We start from the raw sequence: 19,880 nt of genomic DNA on the forward strand, positions 1-19,880 counted from the left end.
TGCCCGACAAGGCTCAGGCGGGGACGGACTCGGGCCCGGCGTTCTCGACGGCCTCGGCCTCGGCGCCCGCGGCGAAGGGGGGATAACCCTCGCTGCCCGTGCGCTCGGCCGCGTCGATGTAGAGGTTCAGAGCGTCACGTGACCGAGCGAGCTGGTGCATCTGATCCTCCAGCCGCTGGAGCCGCGAGCGCATCGCGGTCAGCAGTTCGGTGCACCCGGGCAGCTCGGGGGTCTCGCCGACCGCGCAGGGCAGCACGTACGCGATGTCCTCGGACGACAGTCCGGCGCCGAGCAGATGGCGGATCTGCTTGACCCGCAGGACGGCGCTCTCGTCGTAGTCGCGGTAGCCGTTCGCCCTGCGCTCCGCCTCCAGGAGGCCCTGCGCCTCGTAGTAGCGCAACTGGTGGGCATGGACGCCCGTACGACGACTCAGTTCCCCGATGCGCATCGCACCTCACTTGACCTTCATACCGGTATGAACGTTGACGATGCTGCCATGAACAACACCACCGATACACCCGTCGCCGTCATCGGACTCGGCCTGATGGGCCAGGCACTCGCCGGCGCGTTCCTGAAGGCCGGGCACCCCACCACCGTCTGGAACCGCACGGCCTCCAAAGCCGACCAACTGATCGCCCGAGGAGCACAGCTGGCACCGACGGTGGGGGACGCCCTCACGGCGGGCTCCCTGACGGTCATCTGTGTCACCGACTACCAGGCCGTGCACGAGCTGCTCGGCGCGCGTGAAGTCACCCTGCACGGCGTGACGTTGGTCAATCTGACCTCGGGCGACTCGGCCCAGGCCCGCGAGACCGCCCGCTGGGCCGAGCAGCGCGGAGCCCGATACCTGGATGGCGCCGTCATGGCCATCCCGTCGGGCATCGGGACCGCCGACGCGGTGATTCTGCACAGCGGACCGCAAGCGGACTTCGAGGAGCACGAGCCGACCCTCGACGCCCTCGGCACGGTCACCTACCTGGGCGCGGACCACGGTCTGGCGTCCCTGTACGACGTGGCGGGCCTCACCATGATGTGGAGCGTCCTGAACGCCTGGCTCCAGGGCACCGCCCTGCTCAGGACGGCCGGCGTGGATGCCGCGGCCTACGCGCCGTTCGCGCGGCAGATCGCCGCCGGTGTCGCCGGCTGGCTGCCCGGGTACGCCGAGCAGATCGACCGCGGGTCCTTCCCGGCCGAGGTGTCCGCTCTGGAGACCGACGTACGGGCCATGGCGCACCTGATCGAGGAGAGCGAGGCGCTGGGCGTCAACGCCGAACTGCCCCGCCTGATCAAAGCCATGGCCGACCGTGCGATCGCCGCCGGGCACGGAGGGGAGCAGTATCCCGTGCTGATCGAGGAGTTCACCAAGCCCCGCGTCGACTGACCTGCCGCTCCCGCGCCCGCTCCCGCCATCGCTATCGCTGCTGGCGGGAGGCGAGGGCCAGTCGGTGGAGGTCCTCCAGCGCGGCGCCGAGGACGGTGTGCTGGTGCCACTTGATCCAGTTGCCGAGGGTGCGGCCGGCGGTGTGCAGGGTCTGGAGCTGCGCCTGGGTGAAACCCACCAGGGGGCGTGCGTGGTGGGAGGAGATGACGCCGCGGACGAGGCCCTCGTCGTCGACGAGCGGGATGCTGTGGCAGGCGCGGCTGCCGGCAGCGAGGATCACCTGACGGCTCTCCTCGTCGAAGCCGGGGGACGCGGCCACGTCCTTGACGGTGACCTGGTTGCTGGCGACGGCGGCCCGCGAGCACGAGGTGTTTCCGTCGACGAAGGCGAAGTAGTCGGTGAACTGCCGGGACAGACCCGCGTGCTTCGCCATCCGCAGCACACCGTCCTCGTACAGCTGCACGTTGCCCATGTCCGTACCGGTGACCGTCAGGACGTGCTGGAGCGCGGCGCCGAGGACCTCGCCCTGGTTGGCGGCGTTGAGCGGGCCCGCGCCGAGCGAAGTCAGGTCGGGCACCGGCAGCTGTGTCCGTCCGCTCAGCCACGTCTTGGCGCCGGGTGCCGGTCCCGGTGTCCGGGCCACCGCGGCGGCCAGCTGGTGCAGCTTGATGTTGGCGCGCTGGGACGCCCGGCGCAGAAGGTCGAACGCCGCTTCCGCGTTCTCCAGTCGGTAGCGTTCGACCAGGACGCCCTCGGCCATGGCGATCCGGGGGCGTGAGCGTGCCTGGATCTCCAGCTCGGACACCTGCCCGCGCAGGTGCTCGGCGGTGGCCCGCAGTTCGTCCGTCTCGGACCTCTGGGAGGGGATGCCCTGGGGCGTGGGCTGGTTCTCGGGCTGGGGCGCAGACGGAATGTTCGTCACGTTGTCTCCCATGGCGGCACTCTGCCCTGTCCTTTTAGTCGATCATGGAGTAGCGGTCGCGGCATCGCCGGCTCCGTCCGCTCCGGCTCCGTCCGGAGGGCCCGCTGCTCACACACCAGGTGACCTTAACCCGAGGTGTGGGAGGTGTGACCGCCGCCCCGAAACTCAGGCGTGCGCGGGGACGATGGTGCCGGCTCGAAAAACCGGTGGAACCTCGCCATGGTGAGCCCCTACCGTGCTGCCGGACCGAGCAGACCAGGCAAGGACGTGCCGTTGTACACCCTGTGAGTTTTCCCGAGCGCTGATTCGTCGCGCGTCGCGCCTCGCGTGCCGCGCTGCTTCCTGCTGCGGACTTCTCACTGAAACCGGTGTACTTCTGTGCTCAATCGCTGGGTGGTCATGCCCACCTGCCTGCCGACCGTTCTCCGCCGTTGCCACTCCTGCGGGTCCGACCGCTTCCGGGCGCACGGCAAGTTCCGTGTCAACGCGCACCACAAACTCCTCGACGCCTGGCTCCTCGCCCTGTGCGCCGCGTGCGGGGAGACGACCAAGCTCACGGTTCTGGAGCGGGTGCACGTGCGCTCCCTGCGGCCCGAGCTGCTGGAGCGGATGCACGGCAACGACCTTGGCCTGGCGGCCGAGCTGCTTCAGGATCCCGTCGTGCGGCGCCGCAATCGCATCGCCCTGGACTGGGAGCGCGCGTGGCGCCTGGACACGGGTGGTTCGGACCACCTGGACCGTGAGGTGATCGATGTCGCGGTCCGCTTCGCGGCCCGGATCCCGGTCCGTCCGGTGCGCCTGATCGCCGAAGGGTGCGGTCTCGCACGGGCCGAGGCCGAGCGACTGATCGTGGAGGGAAAGCTCGTCTCGGCGGTCCGGCTGACCGGCAAGCTCTCGGACGACTTCACCTTCACGCTCAAACGCTGAGCCCCGCCGACAAGAGGCCGGTCGGGGCGGGCTTGCCGAGAGGTCTCGGCGGGCCGGGGCCGTATCACCGACAATACGGCCCCAGCCTTGGCCCTCCGGGCGCGGCGACGAGGTAACTCCCGCGCTCTCGCGCCGCCGGGGGCACTTCGCGCGAGAGCCGATCGAGGGGGAGCCTCGGTCTCTCGCGCCCCCGAGCGCTGTCGCACTCGGCGACGGCGCCGGACCCTCACAGCGTCCCACTACGAACGCGGCCTGTCCCCGTTCCGGCCCATTCTCCCGGCGGGCGGGCGGCGGACCTGCGCACGCACCCACGCGGGATCGGGATTGACGTGCGGCCGTCCCGAAACGAGGACCGTCGGCACGGTCTCGTCTCCCTCGTTGGCCGCCCGCACCGCTTCGGCCCCCGCCGGGTCACGCCAGATGTCGACCCAGTGCACGCGGCGGGCATCGCGCCCCAACCGCATGCGCAGCCGCAGGCAGTAGGGGCAGCCCGACCGCCAGAAGACGACGGGCCGGCCGTCGGCCGCGCTGCGGCGCGCGGCCTCCGTCGCGCTGACCGACCGCGGGAAGAACAGCGGCGAGTGCACGACCGCGAGCAACACGAACCCCGCCGCGGCGGCCGCGGCCGCCCCAGGGCTGCCCCCGGAGACCAGGCCGACCGCGACGAACGCTCCACAGAGCACCAGCAAGAACGGCAGAACCCAGGCGCGCATCATGAAGACGCAGGCTACCGACGCCCGACCGACGCTCCCAGCGGCTCCCGCGCCGGGCGTTGATGAACGGACGGCCCCCTGAGCTTCTATCTCCAACCTCGGTTGTTCCTAGAATGGCCGGGTGGAGGACATCGAAGCGATCGCGGTACTGCAGGATCCCGTGCGGCGCCGCCTGTACGAGTACGTGGCGGGCCAGGGCCGGGAAGTGGGGCGCAACGAGGCCGCCGAGGCGGCCGGGGTGGCGCGCACGCTCGCCGCGCACCATCTGGACAAGCTCACGGCCGCCGGACTCCTCGAGAGCGGCAGCCGCCGCCTGACGGGCCGCTCCGGGCCGGGAGCGGGCCGCCCCGCCAAGGTCTATACGCGGGCGCGGGGTGAACGGTCGGTGTCGCTGCCGGCCCGCGACTACCGCACGGCCGCCGAACTCCTCGCCGAGGCCGCCGAAGAGGCCGGTCTCGACGCCGGGCTCTACGCGGCCGCGCGCCGCAGGGGCGACGCCCTGCGCGGCCCGGCAGCCCCCTGTGCGGGTCTCGACGACGCCATGGAGGTGCTGGCCGAGCGTGGTTACGAGCCGCACCTGGAGGACGGCGAGGAGGCGGCGCCGGTCGTCCGCATGCGCAACTGTCCCTTCCATGCCGTGGCCGAGCGCTTCCCGCCGCTCGTCTGCGGCATGAACCTCGCCCTGCTGGAGGGACTGCTCGGCGCCGAAGGGCCGGTCCGCGCGCGCATGGACGCTCGGCCCGGGGAGTGCTGCGTGGTGCTCGAACCTTCTAAAAACAATATTCATTGACATAGAAAAGCGGGCCATGCTGGGATGAGGCCATGACCGCATCCCCGCGCGCCGCCCACCTCGCCGAACTCAACGTCGCCACGCTCCTGCACCCCCTGGACGACCCGCGCATCGCGCCGTTCGTCGAGCTGCTCGATCCGATCAACGCCACCGCGGACGACGCCCCCGGATTCGTGTGGCGGCTCGTGGAGGAGGGAGCGGCCGACGCCACCGGCCTGCGCCCGGCGGGGGAGTCCGTCATCGTCAACCTGTCGGTGTGGCAGACCCAGGAGGCCCTGTGGGACTTCACCTACCGCAGCGGGCACCTGGAGGTGATGCGGCAGCGCCGCGCCTGGTTCGAGCGGCACGTCCAGGCGCACATGGTCTTGTGGTGGGTCCCCGCCGGACACCTGCCGACCGTCGGCGAAGCCCTGGAGCGCCTGGCGCACTTGCAGGCGCACGGGCCCTCCCCGCGCGCGTTCACCTTCAGCTCCTCCCACACCGCGGCCGAGGCCGCGGGGCTCCAGGACGACGTGCGGGTCCGGGCCACGCACTGCCGGGACCCACACGACGCGTACGCGCCGCCCCGCTAGTCGCGCGTGAGCAGGCCGACCCGCAGCCGGGCCAGGGTGGCCGACAGGAGCCGGGAGACGTGCATCTGCGAGAGGCCCAGCGCGGCGCCGATCTGAGCCTGGGTCATCTCCTGGCCGAAGCGCAGCTCGATGATGCGGCGTTCGCGTTCGTCGAGCCGGGCCAGCAGCGGACCCAAGGCGTGCAGGTCCTCGAACACCTCGATGGCCGGGTCCTCCTCGCCCATGACGTCGGAAAGGGAGCGGCCCGTGGTGCGGTCCCCGCTGTCCTCGCCCTCACCGCGCGGGCTGTCCAGCGAGCCGGCGGCGTAGCCGTTGGCCGCGACGATCACCTCGAGGACCTGTTCCTCGGTCACCGCGAGAGCGGCCGCGAGCTCGGACACCGTGGGCTCGCGCCCGAGCTGCGAGGACAACCGCTCCTGGGACTTGACCAGTTGCAGCCGCAGCTCCTGGAGTCTGCGGGGGACGTGAACGGCCCAGCTGGTGTCGCGGAAGTGGCGCTTGATCTCCCCCAGGATGTAGGGGACGGCGAAGGAGACGAACTCGACGCCGCGGCCGACGTCGAACCGGTCGATGGCCTTGATCAGACCCACGGTTCCGACCTGGACGATGTCCTCCAGCTGACCGTTCCCGCGGTTGCGGTAGCGGCCGGCCACGTAGTGGACCAGGGAGAGGTTCATCTCGATCAGTGTGGTGCGCGTGTAGAGATAGGCGGGGGAGCCTTCCTCCAGCATCGCGAGCTCTTCGAAGAACAGCTTCGACAGCTCCCGGGCGTCCTTCGGCGCCACTTGGTCGGCTTCTTCGATCCACGGCAGCCCGACGCCCGCTCCCGGCTCCCGCTCGCCCTGCGGCCGCCAGGTCGGCTCAGCGACGTCGTCCACGTTCGCTGCCTGCAGAAACATCGTCTGACTCCTCACACTCTCGTTCTGGATTGCTCAGCCCGCGATGACGGTGAAGGGATTTCCCTCGGCGTCGGCGAGGACCGCTTCGCGCCGCTCGGGGGGCCCGTCGGGCGGTGAGACGATCCGTCCGCCCCAGCCCGCCGCCGCGACGGCGGCCACCTCGACGTCGGCCACGCGAAAGCACGGGCGCCACCCGGAGGTTGGGGCGTCCGTGAGCGTGGCGACCGTGCGCAGCCCCTCGCGCACCTCGATCCGCCCGTGGGTGTACTCCACCTCGCAGCTGTCGCCGGGCGTACCGGCCCAGCCCAGGAGGTCGCCGTAGAAGCAGGCGGCGGCGAAGATGTCCGGCGTACGCAGCTCGAATCCGGCCACGGGTCCCGCACCCGCCCGCCAGCGGGGGTCGGGGGCCTGCCGGCGCAGACCGAACACCGCTTCCTGCGGGCCCGCCGCCACGGCCAGCCGCCCGGTCCCGGTGGTCAGCGGGCCGACGGCGAGGGTGGCGCCGCGCTCACGCAGCCGGTCCACCGTGCCGTCCACGTCCCGCACGCCGAAGTAGGGGATCCATCCCGCGGAGACGCCCAGGTCGCACGTGGCCTGGCTGAGGGTGCCCACCGGCGCGCCCTCCCGCAGCGCCAGCAGGCGCGTCCTGCCCTGCGGACCGAGCAGCGGCACGTGACACCAGCCAAGGACGCGGGCGTAGAACGCACTGGCCGCCAGGACGTCGCCCGAGGCCAGGCTCAGCCAGCAGGGCGCGCCCCACGTCGCGCCCGGGGCGCCCGCCGACAGGTTCGTGCCGGGCGCGGCGGGCCGCCGCTCGCCGGGCGCAGGAACCAGGCGCAGCCCTCCCGTACGCCGAAGCGGCCGTACGCCGGTCCCGGAACGTCCCGCCGGGCGGCCTTGCCCCCTCGCGCGCGGGGCGGGCGCCTCTCGTCGCTGCTGCTCACGCTCGTTCCTCACACCGATGTCCCTTGGCATAGCGCCCTCTCCCCATCTGGTTCCGGCGGTCTCGCCAGTGGTTCCGCAGTGGGGAGGCGCCATACCGGGACCTTCCTCACCCATGCCGAGGACCAAGGGCCTGTCCCGGCGGGTGCCAAAGCCCCCCAAGGAGGGCCGCGAGGGGCGAAGGGGGCCGTACGTGAGCCCTGCCGGATCACGGATGCGGCTGTGCCGGGCCCCCGTGGTCGAGGTGACGGCGGAACCATCGGACGAGGGCGGCGTCCACCTCGCGGGCCCGGGGGAGCTGGGGCGCGGGCTCGATGCCGGGTTCCTCGGCCAGAGGGTGTGCCAGGCCGGGGACCGTCAGCAGCACGGACCGTTCGCCCAGTGCCTCGACGAGGTCCGCGGCGTCGGCCCGCAGGCCCGGGTGATCCAGCGCGCCGCTGACGACGAGCAGCGGTGCGCGAGCGGCGATGGCGCGTGCTCTGGCGACGAAGTCCAGGCGGTCGACGGCCTGCTCCGAGGCGGCGTCATACCGGTAGGCGCCCGGGAAGAGGCCGACGACGGACCGCATCCGCACGGCGGCGTTGACGACGGCCCCGGCGAAGACCGGAATCCCGGTGTCGGCGAGGATCCGCAGCGCGACCGCGCCGCCCAGCGACCCGCCCAGGACACCGATCGGCCCTTCGTCCACCGGCAGCTGGGAGCGGATCGATGCCAGCGCGGCCGGGAACTCCTCGGTGGCCTGGCGGACGAACGGCTCCAGGTAGGACATCAGCACGTCCTCGCGGATCAGCTCCAGGCCCGCGTCCATGCTGCCGTCGACCATGCGGGCCCCGCACATCGGCAGGCCGAGGTGCACGCGCCACGCGGGTACGGCGTTCATCGGCAGCGCGGCGGCGAACGCGGCGTTCGACCTCGGCGCGTCCAGCATGTGCCAGGTGACGATCAGCCCTGTGGCTCGGCCGTCGGCCAGCGGCAGCGCGGTGAACGGCACTCCGGCGGCGGTGCCGGTGATCGGTGGGTGCATGCGGCCACGGTAGGCGCGCGCCGCGGCAGGAGGCCCGCGCTCTGCCGTCAGCGAAGCGGGCGGCCTCGACGCGCTCAGATGGATCCCCGGCGCGAGGCGCCCCCGCACGCCCGGAGCTCGGCCACGGCGCGCTCCGCCTCCTCGCGCACGCCGGCATCGGCGTGGGTCAGGAACGGCTCGACCGGTTGCAGCGCTCGCACGTCGTGCGTCGCCGACAGGCTGAACAGCACGTACTCAAGGAGGGGAGGCGCGAAGCCGTCGATGTGGGCGGCCAGCGGACCGAGGACGCCGTAAGAGCGCGTAGCGGACGGCGGCCTCACTCAGGGCGTGTAGGGCGGCCTCACGCACGGCGTACTCCGCGTCGCGGACGGCGACCTGGATCAGCCGGCCCACGGCCCGCTCGGCGTCGGCCTGCTCCAGGCAGCCCGATGCCAGGAGGTCGCCGAGGCCGTCGGCCCAGATCTCGCGCTCCCGCGCGCCGGCATCCGCCGGTGCCTGCCACGCGGTGTCGGACCGCTCCCGCAGGTGTCGGCAGGCGTCCATCCTCATGCCCGTCCGCAGGACAGCGCCACGTCCGCGACCACCTGGGCCGTCCGTCGTCCGAGGTCCGCCACGGCGGGGGCGCTCGCCGTCCGGCACCGGCGGGCCACGGGGTCGTACACACAGCCGAGCACCCCGGCGTGATCGGTGGCCGGCTCGGACAGTTCGGAGTCCCAGCCCCGCGCGAGCAGGGCCGCGTGCAGCTCACGGGAGGAGTCCACGGGCACGACCTCGTCCGAGGTGCCGTGCACGAGCCGGACGGGCAGCGACGGCACCGCCCGGGTGAGCGCTTCGAGGGGCACGGTGCCCGTGGTGCGGGCCGGGCGCCGGTAGCCGCCCGCGATGCCCACCACCGCGGCGGGCCGCCAGCCGCCGAAGCTCTCCGGCCGGAGGGCCGCGCCCACCGCGGCACACGCCCCTGCCGACCACCCGGCGAGAATCAACCGGCCTTGCGAGCCCCGGGCGTCGCGTACGTGGTCGCGGGCGTACCGCACGCTGTCGGTGAGATGCGCCCGGCCGCCGTCCGCCTGGTCCGAACGCCAGTCGGGGACGAGGACGGTCAGACCCGACCCGGCGATCTCCCGGGCCAGCCAGGCCATCACGTCCCGCTCGTCGGGCCCCATCCCGTGCCACAGCAGCACACAGGCAGCGCCGCCCTGCTCTCCGGCCCGGTAGATGTCGAGCGGTTTGAGGTCGCCGCCGGTGGCGTGGCGAACGGTCCGGGATGTGATCGTCATGGCCGTTCCTCCAGGGCGGACGGAGAGGCGCTCGGGCCGCCGGGAAGAAAGTTTCCCGGCGATGTCGAGAACCCGTGGCCGGCTCCGTCCCCGCAGTGAACGCGACCATAATGGCTCGCACCAGCACCGAGGAGAACACCATGGCCAAGTACCTGATGCTGAAGCATTACCGTGGCGCCCCGGACGCGGTCAACCACGTGCCGATGAGCCAGTGGACGCCGGAGGAGATCTCGGCCCACGTGCGGTACATGAGCGACTTCGCGGAGCGGCTGAAGGAGACCGGCGAGTTCGTCGACAGCCAGGCGCTCGCCCCCGAGGGGACGTTCGTCCGGTACGACGGAGAGGGCCGCCCGCCCGTCACCGACGGTCCCTTCGCCGAGACCAAGGACCTCATCGCCGGCTGGATGATCATCGATGTCGACACGCACGACCGCGCCCTGGAACTGGCCGGGGAGCTGTCCGCCGCCCCCGGCGCCGGCGGCAAGCCGATCCACGAGTGGCTCGAACTGCGCCCGTTCCTGGGCGAGAAGCACACCGACACGGAGTGCCCCTGCACATGAACGAGGTCCAGCTGCGGAGCCTCACGCCCGGCGTGCTCGCCGTCCTCGTCCGTCGCGGAGCAGACTTCGCGGCGGCCGAGGACGCCGTGCAGGACGCCCTGGTCGAAGCGGTCCGCGTCTGGCCGGCCGACCCGCCCCGTGACCCGAAGGGCTGGCTGGTCACCGCGGCCTGGCGCAAGTTCCTGGACGCGACCCGCGCCGACACCGCCCGCCGCCGGCGCGAGGAGCGCGTGGAGGAGGAACCGGCGCCCGGGCCCGCGCCCGCCGCGGACGACACCCTCCAGCTCTACTTCCTCTGCGCCCACCCCTCGCTGACGCCGTCCTCCGCGGTGGCCCTGACCCTGCGCGCCGTGGGCGGCCTCACCACCCGCCAGATCGCCCGTGCCTATCTGGTGCCCGAGGCGACCATGGCGCAACGCATCAGCCGGGCCAAGCGCACCGTCTCCGCCGTCCGCTTCGACCGGCCCGGGGACGTCGCCACCGTGCTGCGCGTGCTGTACCTGGTCTTCAACGAGGGCTACTCCGGCGACGTGGATCTCGCCGCCGAGGCCATCCGGCTCACCCGGCAGCTCGCGGCCGCGATCGACCACCCCGAGGTGGCGGGCCTGCTGGCCCTGATGCTGATCCACCATGCCCGGCGCGCCGCGCGGACCGCGCCCGACGGCAGCCTGGTGCCGCTCGCCGCACAGGACCGCGGCCGGTGGGACACCACGGCGATCGCCGAGGGCATCGGGATCCTGCACGCGGCCCTCGCCCGTGACCGCCTCGGCGAGTTCCAGGCCCAGGCCGCCGTGGCGGCCCTCCACGCGGACGCGCCCACCGCCGAGGAGACCGACTGGGTGCAGATCGTGGAGTGGTACGACGAGCTGGTGGGCCTGACCGACAGCCCCGTCGTGCGGCTCAACCGCGCGGTGGCCGTGGGCGAGGCCGACGGCGCCCGTGCGGGCCTGGCGGCGCTCGCGGCGCTGGACGACTCCTTGCCCCGCCACACCGCGGTGGCCGCCTACCTCCACGAGCGGGACGGCGATCTGGAAAAGGCGGCGCGGCTGTACGCGCAGGCGGCCGACAAGGCGCAGAACCTACCCGAGCGCGATCACCTGACGCGCCAGGCCGCGCGGCTCAACTCCCGCCCAAAGAAATGATGTTGGGGCGCCAGGTGCCGCGGCTCACGGCGTCCCGCGCTCCCTGACGACCTGCGCCGGGTCCTTGTCGTCCCGCAGCCCCTGGTAGCGGGGGTGGCGCAGCATGCCGTCGCGGGTCCACTCGGTGAAGGCGACCTGCGCCACGAGGCGGGGCCGCGCCCAGTGGGCGGTCCGCTCCGCGACCGGGTCGTCGAACGGTGAGTCGGGCACCCGCAGGTCGTCCAGCTTCTGGCGCAGGGCGAGCAGCGTACGCCGGTCGAAGCCGGTGCCGACCTTGCCGGCGTAGCGCAGCCGCCCGTCCGCGTAGTAGCCGATGAGCAGTGCGCCGATGCCCTCCCGGCTGCCCGTGGGCTCGGTGAACCCGCCCACCACGAACTCCTGGCCCCGGGCGCACTTCAGCTTGAGCCAGTCGCCCGAGCGGCGGGCCTGGTAGGTGCTGTCGGCCCGCTTGGCGATCAGCCCTTCCCAGCCGCGCCGGCACGCGTCGGCGAGGAGTTCGGGCCCGCCTTCGTTGCGGTGGGTGGAGAACCGCAGCGGCGCGGTGAACGCCAGGGAGCGCCGCAGCAGGGACTTGCGGGTGCGCAGCGGCAGCCGCCGCACGTCCGTGCCGTCCAGGCGCAGCAGATCGAAGACGTAGTAGGTCACCGCGACCTTGCTCGCCGCGACGTCGGCGGGCCGGGTGAGCCCCATGCGCTGCTGGAGCCGGGAGAAGTCGGTCTGGCCGTGCGCGTAGGCGACGATCTCCCCGTCGACCGTGAAGTCCGCGCAGTCCTGTGCGGCCAGTGCCGCCACGATCTCGGGGTAGGTGGCGTCGAGGCGGCGTCCTGACCGGGAGCGGAGACTCACCTCGCCGTTCTCGCGCACCGCCAGGGCCCGGATGCCGTCGAGTTTCCGCTCGAAGATCCAGCCGGCGGGGAAGTCGCGCCGGTCGGTGAGCGTGGCCAGCATCGGGGACGCCGTCAGTTCGGCGCCCGGTGCCGCCGCGCGGGTGCGGTCGCGCAGGTCGGCGGGGAGGGTGTCCAGCAGTCCGGTCACTTCCGCTCACCGCCGCGCGCGTCCCCTTCCGGCGCGTCCCCTTCCGGCGCCTCGGCGACCTGGCGCAGCGTACGGCCGCTGCGTGCGGACCGCGCCCGCCGTGGATCGGGGGTGCCGCCGCCCGGGTGTTGCCCGGTGCGCACGAGCAGCCAGGTCGGTTTCGCGGCGGAGCCCCGGCTCTTCTCCTCGTGGCCGTGGAAGCGGGTGAGCGCGTACTGTCCGCGCAGTTTCTCGCCGTGCAACTCGAACGTGGCGTGGCCCTTCTCCAGGGCCTTCGCGAACGGCACCGGCCGGTCACGTCTGTCGTGGCTGGTCGGGCGGTATGTGCCGCGGTCCCAGACGATGACGGTCCCGCCGCCGTACTCGTCCTCGGGGATCACGCCTTCGAAATCCCGGTACTCCAGGGGGTGGTCCTCGGTGGGGATGGCGAGCCGCTTGTCGTGCGGGTCGGTGGAGGGGCCCTTGGGGACCGACCAGGACTTGAGGACGCCGTCGACCTCCAGACGGAAGTCGAAGTGCATCGTGCTCGCGTCGTGGATCTGCACCACGAACACCGGCTCGTCGTCCGTCGATGCGGCCTCGTCGCGCGCCGAGAGCTCACCGCTTGGCTCACTGGTCCGGTCGAAGTGCCGCTTGTCGCGGTAGGTGCGCAGACCGTCCTTCTCGCTCACGGCGGGTCCCCTCGGTCGGGTCGCCGGCAGCGGTCGGCGGTCGTCTGCCCGGCCCGGCCAGGTTATGCACCGCTGATCCGGCCCGCACGGCGAGCGCGTGGGGCGGCGGGGGCAGGCGGTCGGGGCCGGCGATCGGCGCGGACTCGCATGTGTGGGATCGCCCTCGGCGGGACACCCGATGCTCCGGCCGCGCGTCCGCGCAGGTCGTACGCCGTTGAACGGTGTCAGGCGTTCGCGCCTCCCAGAGGCGCGACGCAAGCTGGAGACAGTGGACCGAGGAAGGACGAACCCCCATGGGTGACACCCCGCAGGACCCGACGACCAAGCAGCCCCGGCCGGAGTTCGCGCAGCAGGACCAGGAGCCGCCGGGCTGGACCGGCCCCATGGACCCGCCGCCCGACCACGGCGAGGAGTCCTACCGGGGGAGCGGTCTGCTCCAGGACCGGGTGGCCGTGGTGACCGGCGGTGACTCGGGCATCGGCCGGGCCGTGGCCCTGGCCTACGCCCGGGAGGGCGCCGACGTCCTGTTCACCCATCTGCCCACCGAGGCGGAGGACGCCCGGGAGACCGCTCGTCTCGTGGAGAAGGCAGGGCGCCGCGGCCTGGCCGTGCCGTGCGACATCCGCGAGGAGGAGCAGTGCCGGCGCCTGATCGAGCGGGCCGTGACGGAGTTCGGACGCATCGACATCCTGGTCAACAACGCGGCGTACCAGATGTCGCAGCCCGAGGGCATCGGCGCGATCTCCACGGAGCAGTTCGACCGCGTCGTACGGACGAATCTGTACGGCATGTTCTGGCTGTGCAAGATGGCCGTGCCGCACATTCCGCCGGGCGGATCCATCATCAACACCACGTCCGTGCAGGCCTACAAGCCGAGCCCGCACCTGCTGGACTACGCCATGACCAAGGGCGCCATCGTCACCTTCACGCAGGGGCTGGCGCAGATGCTGGTCGAGAACGGCATCCGCGTGAACGCCGTCGCTCCGGGGCCGGTGTGGACGCCGCTGATCCCGGCGACGCTGCCGGACACCAAGGAGTTCGGCAAGCAGGCTCCGATGGGCCGGCCGGCGCAGCCCGCCGAGATGGCGCCCGCGTTCGTGTTCCTGGCCTCGGAGCACGCCAGCTTCATCACCGCGGAGATCATGAACGCCACCGGGGGGACGCCGCTGCCGTGACCCGTCCGGGGGAGCGGGGGCAGCGAAGGCACCGGTGTGAAGGAGGCAGGACGTGAGCTCCACCGTCGAGCTACGGGTGGGACGGCGCACGATCGAGGTGAAGCGGGCCGAGAAGGAACTGTTCCCGCGGGACGGCATCACCAAGGCCGACCTCGCCGAGCACTACCGGCGTGTGGCGCCGCGCATGCTGCCCGAACTGCGCGGCAGGCCGCTCATGCTGGAGCGGATGCCGGACGGGATCGACGGGGACCGCTTCTACCAGAAGGAAGTCTCCGACTACTTCCCCGACTGGATCGGGCGCACCACGGTGGCCAAGGAGGGCGGCAAGGTGACCCATGTCGTCTGCGAGGACACGGCCACCTTGGTCTATCTCGCGAGCCAGGCCTGCATCACCCCGCACCGCTGGCTGAGCCGCGCCGACCGGCCGCGCCACCCCGACCGTCTGGTCTTCGATCTGGATCCGCCGGGTGACGACTTCGCGCCGGTCCGCAGCGCGGCCCACCGGCTGCGCGAGCTGCTGGACGAGCTGGAGCTCCCGTCGGGCCTGATGACCACCGGCTCGCGCGGTCTGCACGTCGTCGTGCCGCTGAACCGGCGTCACGACGCCGACGACGTGCTGGACTTCGCCCGCGCCGCCGCGCGGGCCCTGGCGGCGCGGCACGACAAGGAGCTGACCACCGAGCCCCGCAAGGACGCGCGCAAGGGGCGGCTGTATCTGGACGTCGCGCGCAACGGCTACGCCCAGACCGTGGTCGCCCCCTTCGCCGTCCGGACCCGGCCGGGTGCCCCGGTGGCCGTGCCGCTGAGCTGGGACGAGCTGGACACGCCCGGGCTGACCGCCCGCCGTTGGACGGTGCACGACCTCGGTGACCGCCTTGACACGGACCCGTGGGCGGGACTGGCCCGGCACGCCCGTGGTCTGACGGCGGCCGCCCGGCGGCTGCGGGAGCGCGCGGACGCTTGAGGGGGCTTCAGGGGGCGGGTTTCGCGTTCACCACGAAGTGCGCTCCGTCGGGGTCGCACAAGATCGCCTCCGTGTGGCCCTCCTTGCCCCACAGGACGCTGCCGCCGTGGGCGAGCGCGGCCTGGGCGCAGGCGTCCACGTCGGCGACGGTGAAGTGGATCTGCCAGTGGGGCCGCACTTCCGGATCGGGCGCGGATTCCACCGCGCCCGAGTGGATGCGGGCCACGACGTCGCCCTGGCTGCGCAGGACGACGCCTTCGTCCTCGTAGTGCACCTCGCAGCAGCCGGAGACCGGGGACGCCCAGCCCAGGACCTCCGCGTAGAAGATCGCCGCGTCGAAGGCGTCCCGGGTGTAGAGCTCCACGAAGACGGGGGCCGCGCGGCGCCATTGTTCCCAGCCGGCCACCAGCTCGCCCTCCCAGATGCCGAAGACCGCTCCCTCGCGGTCGGCCAGCAGGGCCGCGCGCCCCGGGGGGAACGAGAGGGGTCCCACGGCCGTGGTGCCTCCGCGCTCCTGGCTGCGGGCCACGGTCTCGTTCGCGTCCGCGGCGGCGAAGAAGGGGGTCCAGGCGACCGCCGCCCGTCCCACGGCCTCCACGGCGGACACGCCCGCCACCGGTACGCCGTTCACGCCGGCGAACCTGTACTGATCGCCCAGTTTGCCCACGCGCCAGTCCCAGCCCAGGACGGCGCCGTAGAACTCCTGCGCCACCGCGAGATCCCGGGTGGTCAGGCTGACCCAGCAGGGTGCGCCGAACACCGAGCCGCTGGCTACGTTCTGGCTTGCGGGTGCGTTGCCGCTGTTCATCTTCGTACCGTTCCGAGGTCGATGATCGCCCCACCCCTTGCGGCTCCATCATCTCCACCGGCGGGCCGCACGTCGCGTTGTGCCGTCGTTTCCACCCGTGAGAGCCGTGTGAGGGGGTAGAGGGGACCGGGAGGAGCAGTGGGGAGGCGTAATCTCCCGTAATGGGGTACATGAGCGGTATGCGAAATCACAGCTATACCGTTCTGGCCGTCGAGGGCGGCGGCTCGCTCATCTTCATCATCGTCGGTGTCGCGGTGGTGGTCGGTCTGCTCACCATGTTCATCAGCGGGCGCCGCCGCGCGGCCCGCAGGACCGAGCCCACCAAGACCGCCCTGGGCAACATGCCCGCCGACGGGGAGGCCCAGCGGGGCACCACCTGGCAGACGCCCGACGACGACCCGGACCAGGGGCACCCGCACCCCTGACCCGGACCGCGTCGGCCCCCGCTCGATCCGCCCCGACCGTGCTCACGGCACCGGCCGCAGGGACTTGAGGCGGCGCAGCATGGCTGCGCGTTCCTTCTCGTCGGTGCCGCCCCACACACCGGCCTGCTGGCGGGTCTCCAGGGCCCAGTGCAGGCATTCGGTGCGCACGGGGCAGCCCGCGCACACCTGCTTGGCGCGCTGTGTCTGGGTCGCGCCGGGGCCCAAGCTGCTGACGGGGAAGAAAAGTTCGGGGTCTTCCTCCGCGCAGGCCGCGTGCTGCCTCCACCACTTCATGGCTCGTACTCCTGTCCTGTCGGCTTGATGACGTCGCGTCCATCTGTGTGCCGGGTGACCGCGCGGGCGGGTCGGTAAACGGGACGGGCGTTGACGGTGTGGCGCGATGGGGGTTGTCTCGCGGGGAGACGCGGTGCGGGAAAGTCCTTCACCTGGAGGGGAGACACCACCGTCATGTCATCTCAGCGAGGACCGGCGTGGCCGTCATCGGCACCGGGAAGATGGGTGCGGACCATGTGCGCCGGCTCCATGAGGTCATCAGCGGGGCCCGGGTGGCGGCGGTCGCCGACATCGAACCGGAGCGGGCGAAGTCCCTTGCGGCCACGATCGAGGAGTGCACCGCCTACACGGAACCGGCGGCCGCCATGGCCTCGCAGGAGGTGGACGCGGTCCTCGTCGCCTCGCCGGGACCCGCCCACGAGGCCGCCCTCGTCGAAGCGCTCGATCGCGGCCTTCCGGTGCTGTGCGAGAAGCCGATGACGCCGGACACGGCCTCGTCCCTGCGGATCCTGGAGGCCGAGCAGCGCCTTGGCCGCCGGCGTATCCAGGTGGGCTTCATGCGGCGCTACGACGTCGAGTACGCCAAGCTCAAGGGGCTTCTCGACGGTGGTGAGCTGGGCCGGGCGCTGATGCTGCACCAGCGCCACCGCAACCTGGCCATGCCGCCGGGCTTCACGGACGAGATGCTCATCACCAGTTCGGTCTCCCACGAGGTGGACGCGACCCGCTGGCTGCTCGACGAGGAGATCGCGGCGGTCACCGTGCACAAGCCCAGGGCGACGTCACTGGCCCCCGACGGCATGAACGACCCTCAGTTCGTGCTCCTGGAGACCGTGTCGGGCGCACTCGTGGACGTCGAGATCTTCGGGCACTGCGGCTACGGCTACCAGGTGCAGGCCGAGGCGGTCTGCGAGCGGGGCACCGTGCGCATCGGGGACGAACAAGGACTGCGGGTGAGCGTCGAGGGCCGCTGGGGAGGCCATGTCCCCCCTGACTACGTCGAGCGGTTCGAGGACGCCTACGACCGCGAGGTGCAGGCCTGGGTGGACGCCACCCGCAGGGGTGAGGTGACGGGGCCGAGCGCCTGGGACGGCTACGCGGCATCGGCCGTGTGCGAGGCGGGCGTGGTGTCCCAGCGGCAGGGCGGGCGCGTCGAGGTCGAGCTGGTCGAGCGGCCGGACTTGTACCGGTAGACCGCGCGGACGAACCCGGGGGCGGGTGGCGCCGATCGCGCCACCCGCCCCCTTGGCGGGTCTGTGAGGCGTGCTTACGGGCGGACGGTGAGCACCAGCTTGCCCGTGACGCGGCCCGTCTCGCCCTCGGCGTGCGCCTTGGCGGCCTGGGCGAGGGGGTAGGTGTCCGAGACGTGCACCCGCAGCTGCCCGGAGGCGGCCAGGGCCGCGACGGCCGCCATGCCCGCCTGGTCGTGCTCCACCAGCATGTCCGTGGCCCGCACGCCCAGCGCCGCCGCGCGCCGGGACACGTCGCCGAAGTCGCCCGGCAGGATCGACACCAGGATGCCGCCCGGCCGCAGTACCGCCAGGGAGCGCAGCCGGTCCTCGCCGCCCAGCGGGTCGAGGACCACGTCGATGTCGCGGGCCTCCTCGACGAAGTCCGCGGTGCGGTAGTCGATGACCTCGTCCGCGCCCAGGCCGCGCACGAAGTCGTGCTTGGCGGCGGAGGCCGTGCCGATGACGTACGCGCCGCGCGCCTTGGCGATCTGCACCGCCACATGGCCCACGCCGCCGGCCGCCGCGTGCACCAGCACCCGCTGCCCGGCCTGCACGTGTGCGTTGTCCACCAGGGCCTGCCAGGCGGTCAGCGAGACCAGCGGCAGCGCGCCCGCCTCCACGTGGCTCAGGCCCGCGGGCCGCGGCACGAAGGCGCGGGTGGGGCCGGTGACGTACTCGGCGTGCGATCCGGCGCCGTAGGGGTAGGGCAGCATGCCGAACACCTCGTCGCCGGGCCGGAAGAGCGAGACGCCGATGCCGACCGCCTCGACGACGCCCGACACGTCCCAGCCGAGCGTGAACGGCGGCCGGCCCAGGAAGGCGCCGGACGCGCGGTGCTTCCAGTCGGTCGGGTTCACGCCCGCCGCGTGGACGGCCACCAGGATCTGGCCGACGCCGGGCGTGGGGCGCGGGACCTCGATCTCCTTCAGGACGTCGGGTCCGCCGAGGACGTCCTGGCTGATGGCCTTCATGGTGGGGGTCGGTTCCGTGGACTCGGACACGGTGTTGTTGGTCATGGCTCCAGCGTGCGGCATGCGCCTGACCTGGGCCATGGCAAGATTGCCATTAAGCGATAGGATCGTGCCATGGCTTCGATGGAATTCCTCGCCGCTCGCCCCCACCGCGTGGTCGTCCTTGCGCTCGACGGCGTCTACCCCTTCGAGCTGGGCATCCCCAACCGGGTCTTCCCGCTGGTCCCCGGGGCCTACGAGGTGGTGACCTGCGCGGCGACCGAGGACCGTACGGTGACCACCAACGCCGACTTCACCATCACCGTCGGGCACGGGCCCGAGGCACTGGAGAGCGCGGACACGGTCGTCATGCCGCCCTACGACCTGAGCCGCCTCACCGCCGAGCCGCCGCGGGCCGTGCGCGACGCACTGGCCCGCATCAGGCCGGGCACTCGGTTCGTGTCCATCTGCACCGGCGCGTTCACGCTCGCCGCGGCCGGTCTGCTCGACGGGCGGCCCGCCACGACGCACTGGGCCCTGGCGGACCACTTCCGCACGCTGTTCCCCCACATCGACCTGGACCCGGACGTGCTGTTCGTCGACGACGGCGACGTGCTCACCTCGGCGGGAGCCGCGTCCGGGCTCGACGTGTGCCTGCACGTGGTGCGCTCCGACCACGGCAGCGCGGTCGCCAACCGGGTCGCCCGGCACTGCGTCGTGCCCCCGTGGCGGGAAGGCGGCCAGGCCCAGTACATCGAGCAGCCGATCCCGGACGAGGGCGCCACCGGCACCGCGGACACCCGCGCCTGGGCCCTGGAGCACCTCGACCGGCCGCTGGCCCTGCGGGAGCTGGCCGCGCACGCCCGGATGAGCCCGCGCACGTTCGCCCGCCGCTTCCAGGAGGAGACGGGCACGAGCCCCGGCCGGTGGCTCATCCAGCAGCGCGTGCACCGGGCCCGCCATCTCCTGGAGTCCAGCGACTTGCCGGTCGACCGGGTGGCCGCGGAGGTCGGCTTCGCCACCGGGACCTCGCTGCGACAGCACCTCCAGGCGGCCATTGGAGTGTCGCCGCAGGCCTACCGCAAGACCTTCCAGGCGGGCGCGGCGGCAGGCGGCGCGTAGCCGAACTCCGCCCACCGCGGACCGCTCACGTGCCCGGAGTGCTGGAATACGCGAG

General features: G+C 72.6%; 25 protein-coding genes. 11 read left to right on the forward strand and 14 right to left on the reverse strand.

The features are described from left to right. Positions 1–13: 13 nt before the first annotated feature. Positions 14–448 carry a MerR family transcriptional regulator gene (locus tag QBL25_RS39030; protein ID WP_409061689.1) on the reverse strand — a complete coding sequence of 145 codons (435 nt, stop codon included), beginning with the start codon at positions 446–448 and terminating at the stop codon, positions 14–16. 48 nt (positions 449–496) lie between these two features. Here QBL25_RS39030 and QBL25_RS39035 point away from each other — a divergent pair, with 48 nt between their 5' ends. Further along, entirely contained in the window at positions 497–1,381 is an 885-nt protein-coding gene (locus tag QBL25_RS39035) for an NAD(P)-dependent oxidoreductase (RefSeq protein ID WP_409061690.1), read from the forward strand. Between the two features lie 31 nt (positions 1,382–1,412). Here the strand turns inward: QBL25_RS39035 and QBL25_RS39040 are convergent, their stop codons facing one another. Continuing rightward, positions 1,413–2,315, reverse strand: coding sequence for an ANTAR domain-containing protein (locus tag QBL25_RS39040; RefSeq protein ID WP_409061691.1), 903 nt, complete (start codon positions 2,313–2,315; stop codon positions 1,413–1,415). Between the two features lie 366 nt (positions 2,316–2,681). On the opposite strand from QBL25_RS39040, the gene QBL25_RS39045 reads away from it, so the two are divergent. After that, positions 2,682–3,230 carry a DUF1062 domain-containing protein gene (locus QBL25_RS39045; protein WP_409061692.1) on the forward strand — a complete coding sequence of 183 codons (549 nt, stop codon included), beginning with the start codon at positions 2,682–2,684 and terminating at the stop codon, positions 3,228–3,230. Between the two features lie 239 nt (positions 3,231–3,469). On the opposite strand, the gene QBL25_RS39050 is transcribed toward QBL25_RS39045, so the two are convergent. Beyond that, positions 3,470–3,946, reverse strand: a complete 477-nt coding sequence (locus QBL25_RS39050) for a glutaredoxin domain-containing protein (RefSeq protein ID WP_409061693.1) — start codon at positions 3,944–3,946, stop codon at positions 3,470–3,472. Positions 3,947–4,064: 118 nt separating this feature from the next. Here QBL25_RS39050 and QBL25_RS39055 point away from each other — a divergent pair, with 118 nt between their 5' ends. Together QBL25_RS39055 and QBL25_RS39060 are read left to right on the forward strand one after the other, a co-directional pair. Then, positions 4,065–4,733 (forward strand): helix-turn-helix transcriptional regulator, encoded by a 669-nt coding sequence (locus tag QBL25_RS39055; RefSeq protein WP_409061694.1) that lies wholly within the window; start codon positions 4,065–4,067, stop codon positions 4,731–4,733. Positions 4,734–4,765: 32 nt separating this feature from the next. After that, positions 4,766–5,305 (forward strand): DUF3291 domain-containing protein, encoded by a 540-nt coding sequence (locus QBL25_RS39060; protein WP_409061695.1) that lies wholly within the window; start codon positions 4,766–4,768, stop codon positions 5,303–5,305. Here the strand turns inward: QBL25_RS39060 and QBL25_RS39065 are convergent. The 6 genes from QBL25_RS39065 to QBL25_RS39090 all read right to left on the reverse strand — a co-directional run bounded on the left by QBL25_RS39065 (position 5,302) and on the right by QBL25_RS39090 (position 9,447). After that, the gene (locus tag QBL25_RS39065; protein WP_409061696.1) at positions 5,302–6,204 is read right to left on the reverse strand and encodes a SigB/SigF/SigG family RNA polymerase sigma factor; all 903 of its coding nucleotides are present in this window, start codon (positions 6,202–6,204) and stop codon (positions 5,302–5,304) included. The genes QBL25_RS39060 and QBL25_RS39065 overlap by 4 nt on opposite strands. A 33-nt stretch (positions 6,205–6,237) precedes the next feature. Next, positions 6,238–7,161, reverse strand: a complete 924-nt coding sequence (locus QBL25_RS39070) for a VOC family protein (protein WP_409061697.1) — start codon at positions 7,159–7,161, stop codon at positions 6,238–6,240. 193 nt (positions 7,162–7,354) lie between these two features. After that, positions 7,355–8,170 carry an alpha/beta hydrolase gene (locus tag QBL25_RS39075; protein ID WP_409061698.1) on the reverse strand — a complete coding sequence of 272 codons (816 nt, stop codon included), beginning with the start codon at positions 8,168–8,170 and terminating at the stop codon, positions 7,355–7,357. Positions 8,171–8,244: 74 nt separating this feature from the next. Next, the gene (locus tag QBL25_RS39080) at positions 8,245–8,400 is read right to left on the reverse strand and encodes a hypothetical protein (protein WP_409061699.1); all 156 of its coding nucleotides are present in this window, start codon (positions 8,398–8,400) and stop codon (positions 8,245–8,247) included. A 4-nt stretch (positions 8,401–8,404) separates the two neighbouring features. Further along, a complete protein-coding gene (locus QBL25_RS39085; RefSeq protein WP_409061700.1) occupies positions 8,405–8,719 on the reverse strand; it encodes a hypothetical protein in 315 nt (104 codons plus the stop codon). Then, positions 8,716–9,447 carry an alpha/beta hydrolase gene (locus QBL25_RS39090; protein WP_409061701.1) on the reverse strand — a complete coding sequence of 244 codons (732 nt, stop codon included), beginning with the start codon at positions 9,445–9,447 and terminating at the stop codon, positions 8,716–8,718. The genes QBL25_RS39085 and QBL25_RS39090 overlap by 4 nt, the downstream gene beginning before the upstream one ends. A gap of 140 nt (positions 9,448–9,587) precedes the next feature. Between QBL25_RS39090 and QBL25_RS39095 the strand changes: the two genes are divergently transcribed. Further along, positions 9,588–10,007, forward strand: coding sequence for a YciI family protein (locus tag QBL25_RS39095; RefSeq protein ID WP_409061702.1), 420 nt, complete (start codon positions 9,588–9,590; stop codon positions 10,005–10,007). Further along, positions 10,004–11,149 carry an RNA polymerase sigma factor gene (locus QBL25_RS39100; RefSeq protein WP_409061703.1) on the forward strand — a complete coding sequence of 382 codons (1,146 nt, stop codon included), beginning with the start codon at positions 10,004–10,006 and terminating at the stop codon, positions 11,147–11,149. The genes QBL25_RS39095 and QBL25_RS39100 overlap by 4 nt, the downstream gene beginning before the upstream one ends. 24 nt (positions 11,150–11,173) lie before the next feature. On the opposite strand, the gene ligD (QBL25_RS39105) is transcribed toward QBL25_RS39100, so the two are convergent. Together ligD (QBL25_RS39105) and QBL25_RS39110 are read right to left on the reverse strand one after the other, a co-directional pair. Beyond that, positions 11,174–12,184: a non-homologous end-joining DNA ligase gene (gene ligD, locus QBL25_RS39105; RefSeq protein ID WP_409061704.1), complete on the reverse strand. Its 1,011-nt coding sequence runs from the start codon at positions 12,182–12,184 to the stop codon at positions 11,174–11,176. Next, positions 12,181–12,855 (reverse strand): DNA polymerase ligase N-terminal domain-containing protein, encoded by a 675-nt coding sequence (locus QBL25_RS39110; protein WP_409061705.1) that lies wholly within the window; start codon positions 12,853–12,855, stop codon positions 12,181–12,183. The genes ligD (QBL25_RS39105) and QBL25_RS39110 overlap by 4 nt, the downstream gene beginning before the upstream one ends. Before the next feature lie 293 nt (positions 12,856–13,148). On the opposite strand from QBL25_RS39110, the gene QBL25_RS39115 reads away from it, so the two are divergent. Beyond that, positions 13,149–14,030 carry an SDR family oxidoreductase gene (locus tag QBL25_RS39115; RefSeq protein ID WP_409061706.1) on the forward strand — a complete coding sequence of 294 codons (882 nt, stop codon included), beginning with the start codon at positions 13,149–13,151 and terminating at the stop codon, positions 14,028–14,030. Between the two features lie 52 nt (positions 14,031–14,082). Beyond that, positions 14,083–14,994: a non-homologous end-joining DNA ligase gene (ligD, locus tag QBL25_RS39120; protein ID WP_409061707.1), complete on the forward strand. Its 912-nt coding sequence runs from the start codon at positions 14,083–14,085 to the stop codon at positions 14,992–14,994. Between the two features lie 7 nt (positions 14,995–15,001). Here ligD (QBL25_RS39120) and QBL25_RS39125 read toward each other — a convergent pair whose 3' ends face one another. Further along, on the reverse strand, positions 15,002–15,802 hold the full coding sequence (locus tag QBL25_RS39125; RefSeq protein ID WP_409061708.1) for a VOC family protein: 801 nt from the start codon (positions 15,800–15,802) through the stop codon (positions 15,002–15,004). Between the two features lie 170 nt (positions 15,803–15,972). Between QBL25_RS39125 and QBL25_RS39130 the strand changes: the two genes are divergently transcribed. Further along, on the forward strand, positions 15,973–16,227 hold the full coding sequence (locus tag QBL25_RS39130; RefSeq protein WP_409061709.1) for a hypothetical protein: 255 nt from the start codon (positions 15,973–15,975) through the stop codon (positions 16,225–16,227). A 42-nt stretch (positions 16,228–16,269) separates the two neighbouring features. On the opposite strand, the gene QBL25_RS39135 is transcribed toward QBL25_RS39130, so the two are convergent. After that, a complete protein-coding gene (locus tag QBL25_RS39135; RefSeq protein WP_409061710.1) occupies positions 16,270–16,521 on the reverse strand; it encodes a WhiB family transcriptional regulator in 252 nt (83 codons plus the stop codon). 197 nt (positions 16,522–16,718) lie between these two features. Between QBL25_RS39135 and QBL25_RS39140 the strand changes: the two genes are divergently transcribed. Beyond that, the gene (locus QBL25_RS39140) at positions 16,719–17,714 is read left to right on the forward strand and encodes a Gfo/Idh/MocA family protein (protein WP_409061711.1); all 996 of its coding nucleotides are present in this window, start codon (positions 16,719–16,721) and stop codon (positions 17,712–17,714) included. Between the two features lie 74 nt (positions 17,715–17,788). On the opposite strand, the gene QBL25_RS39145 is transcribed toward QBL25_RS39140, so the two are convergent. Then, positions 17,789–18,769, reverse strand: a complete 981-nt coding sequence (locus tag QBL25_RS39145) for an NADP-dependent oxidoreductase (protein WP_409061712.1) — start codon at positions 18,767–18,769, stop codon at positions 17,789–17,791. A gap of 69 nt (positions 18,770–18,838) precedes the next feature. Between QBL25_RS39145 and QBL25_RS39150 the strand changes: the two genes are divergently transcribed. After that, positions 18,839–19,825: a GlxA family transcriptional regulator gene (locus QBL25_RS39150; RefSeq protein WP_409061713.1), complete on the forward strand. Its 987-nt coding sequence runs from the start codon at positions 18,839–18,841 to the stop codon at positions 19,823–19,825. The last annotated feature ends 55 nt before the right edge of the window (positions 19,826–19,880 follow it).

Source organism: Streptomyces sp. SYP-A7185, assembly GCF_046103685.1.
Lineage (GTDB): Bacteria > Actinomycetota > Actinomycetes > Streptomycetales > Streptomycetaceae > Streptomyces.

Coding starts and splice junctions, on each gene's coding strand:
- QBL25_RS39030 (WP_409061689.1), bottom strand. CDS start 448: ATGCGCATCGGGGAACTGAGTCGTCGTACGGGCGTCCATGCCCACCAG.
- QBL25_RS39035 (WP_409061690.1), top strand. CDS start 497: ATGAACAACACCACCGATACACCCGTCGCCGTCATCGGACTCGGCCTG.
- QBL25_RS39040 (WP_409061691.1), bottom strand. CDS start 2,315: ATGGGAGACAACGTGACGAACATTCCGTCTGCGCCCCAGCCCGAGAAC.
- QBL25_RS39050 (WP_409061693.1), bottom strand. CDS start 3,946: ATGATGCGCGCCTGGGTTCTGCCGTTCTTGCTGGTGCTCTGTGGAGCG.
- QBL25_RS39060 (WP_409061695.1), top strand. CDS start 4,766: ATGACCGCATCCCCGCGCGCCGCCCACCTCGCCGAACTCAACGTCGCC.
- QBL25_RS39065 (WP_409061696.1), bottom strand. CDS start 6,204: ATGTTTCTGCAGGCAGCGAACGTGGACGACGTCGCTGAGCCGACCTGG.
- QBL25_RS39075 (WP_409061698.1), bottom strand. CDS start 8,170: ATGCACCCACCGATCACCGGCACCGCCGCCGGAGTGCCGTTCACCGCG.
- QBL25_RS39085 (WP_409061700.1), bottom strand. CDS start 8,719: ATGAGGATGGACGCCTGCCGACACCTGCGGGAGCGGTCCGACACCGCG.
- QBL25_RS39090 (WP_409061701.1), bottom strand. CDS start 9,447: ATGACGATCACATCCCGGACCGTTCGCCACGCCACCGGCGGCGACCTC.
- QBL25_RS39095 (WP_409061702.1), top strand. CDS start 9,588: ATGGCCAAGTACCTGATGCTGAAGCATTACCGTGGCGCCCCGGACGCG.
- QBL25_RS39100 (WP_409061703.1), top strand. CDS start 10,004: ATGAACGAGGTCCAGCTGCGGAGCCTCACGCCCGGCGTGCTCGCCGTC.
- QBL25_RS39115 (WP_409061706.1), top strand. CDS start 13,149: ATGGGTGACACCCCGCAGGACCCGACGACCAAGCAGCCCCGGCCGGAG.
- QBL25_RS39125 (WP_409061708.1), bottom strand. CDS start 15,802: ATGAACAGCGGCAACGCACCCGCAAGCCAGAACGTAGCCAGCGGCTCG.
- QBL25_RS39130 (WP_409061709.1), top strand. CDS start 15,973: ATGAGCGGTATGCGAAATCACAGCTATACCGTTCTGGCCGTCGAGGGC.
- QBL25_RS39135 (WP_409061710.1), bottom strand. CDS start 16,521: ATGAAGTGGTGGAGGCAGCACGCGGCCTGCGCGGAGGAAGACCCCGAA.
- QBL25_RS39145 (WP_409061712.1), bottom strand. CDS start 18,769: ATGACCAACAACACCGTGTCCGAGTCCACGGAACCGACCCCCACCATG.
- QBL25_RS39150 (WP_409061713.1), top strand. CDS start 18,839: ATGGCTTCGATGGAATTCCTCGCCGCTCGCCCCCACCGCGTGGTCGTC.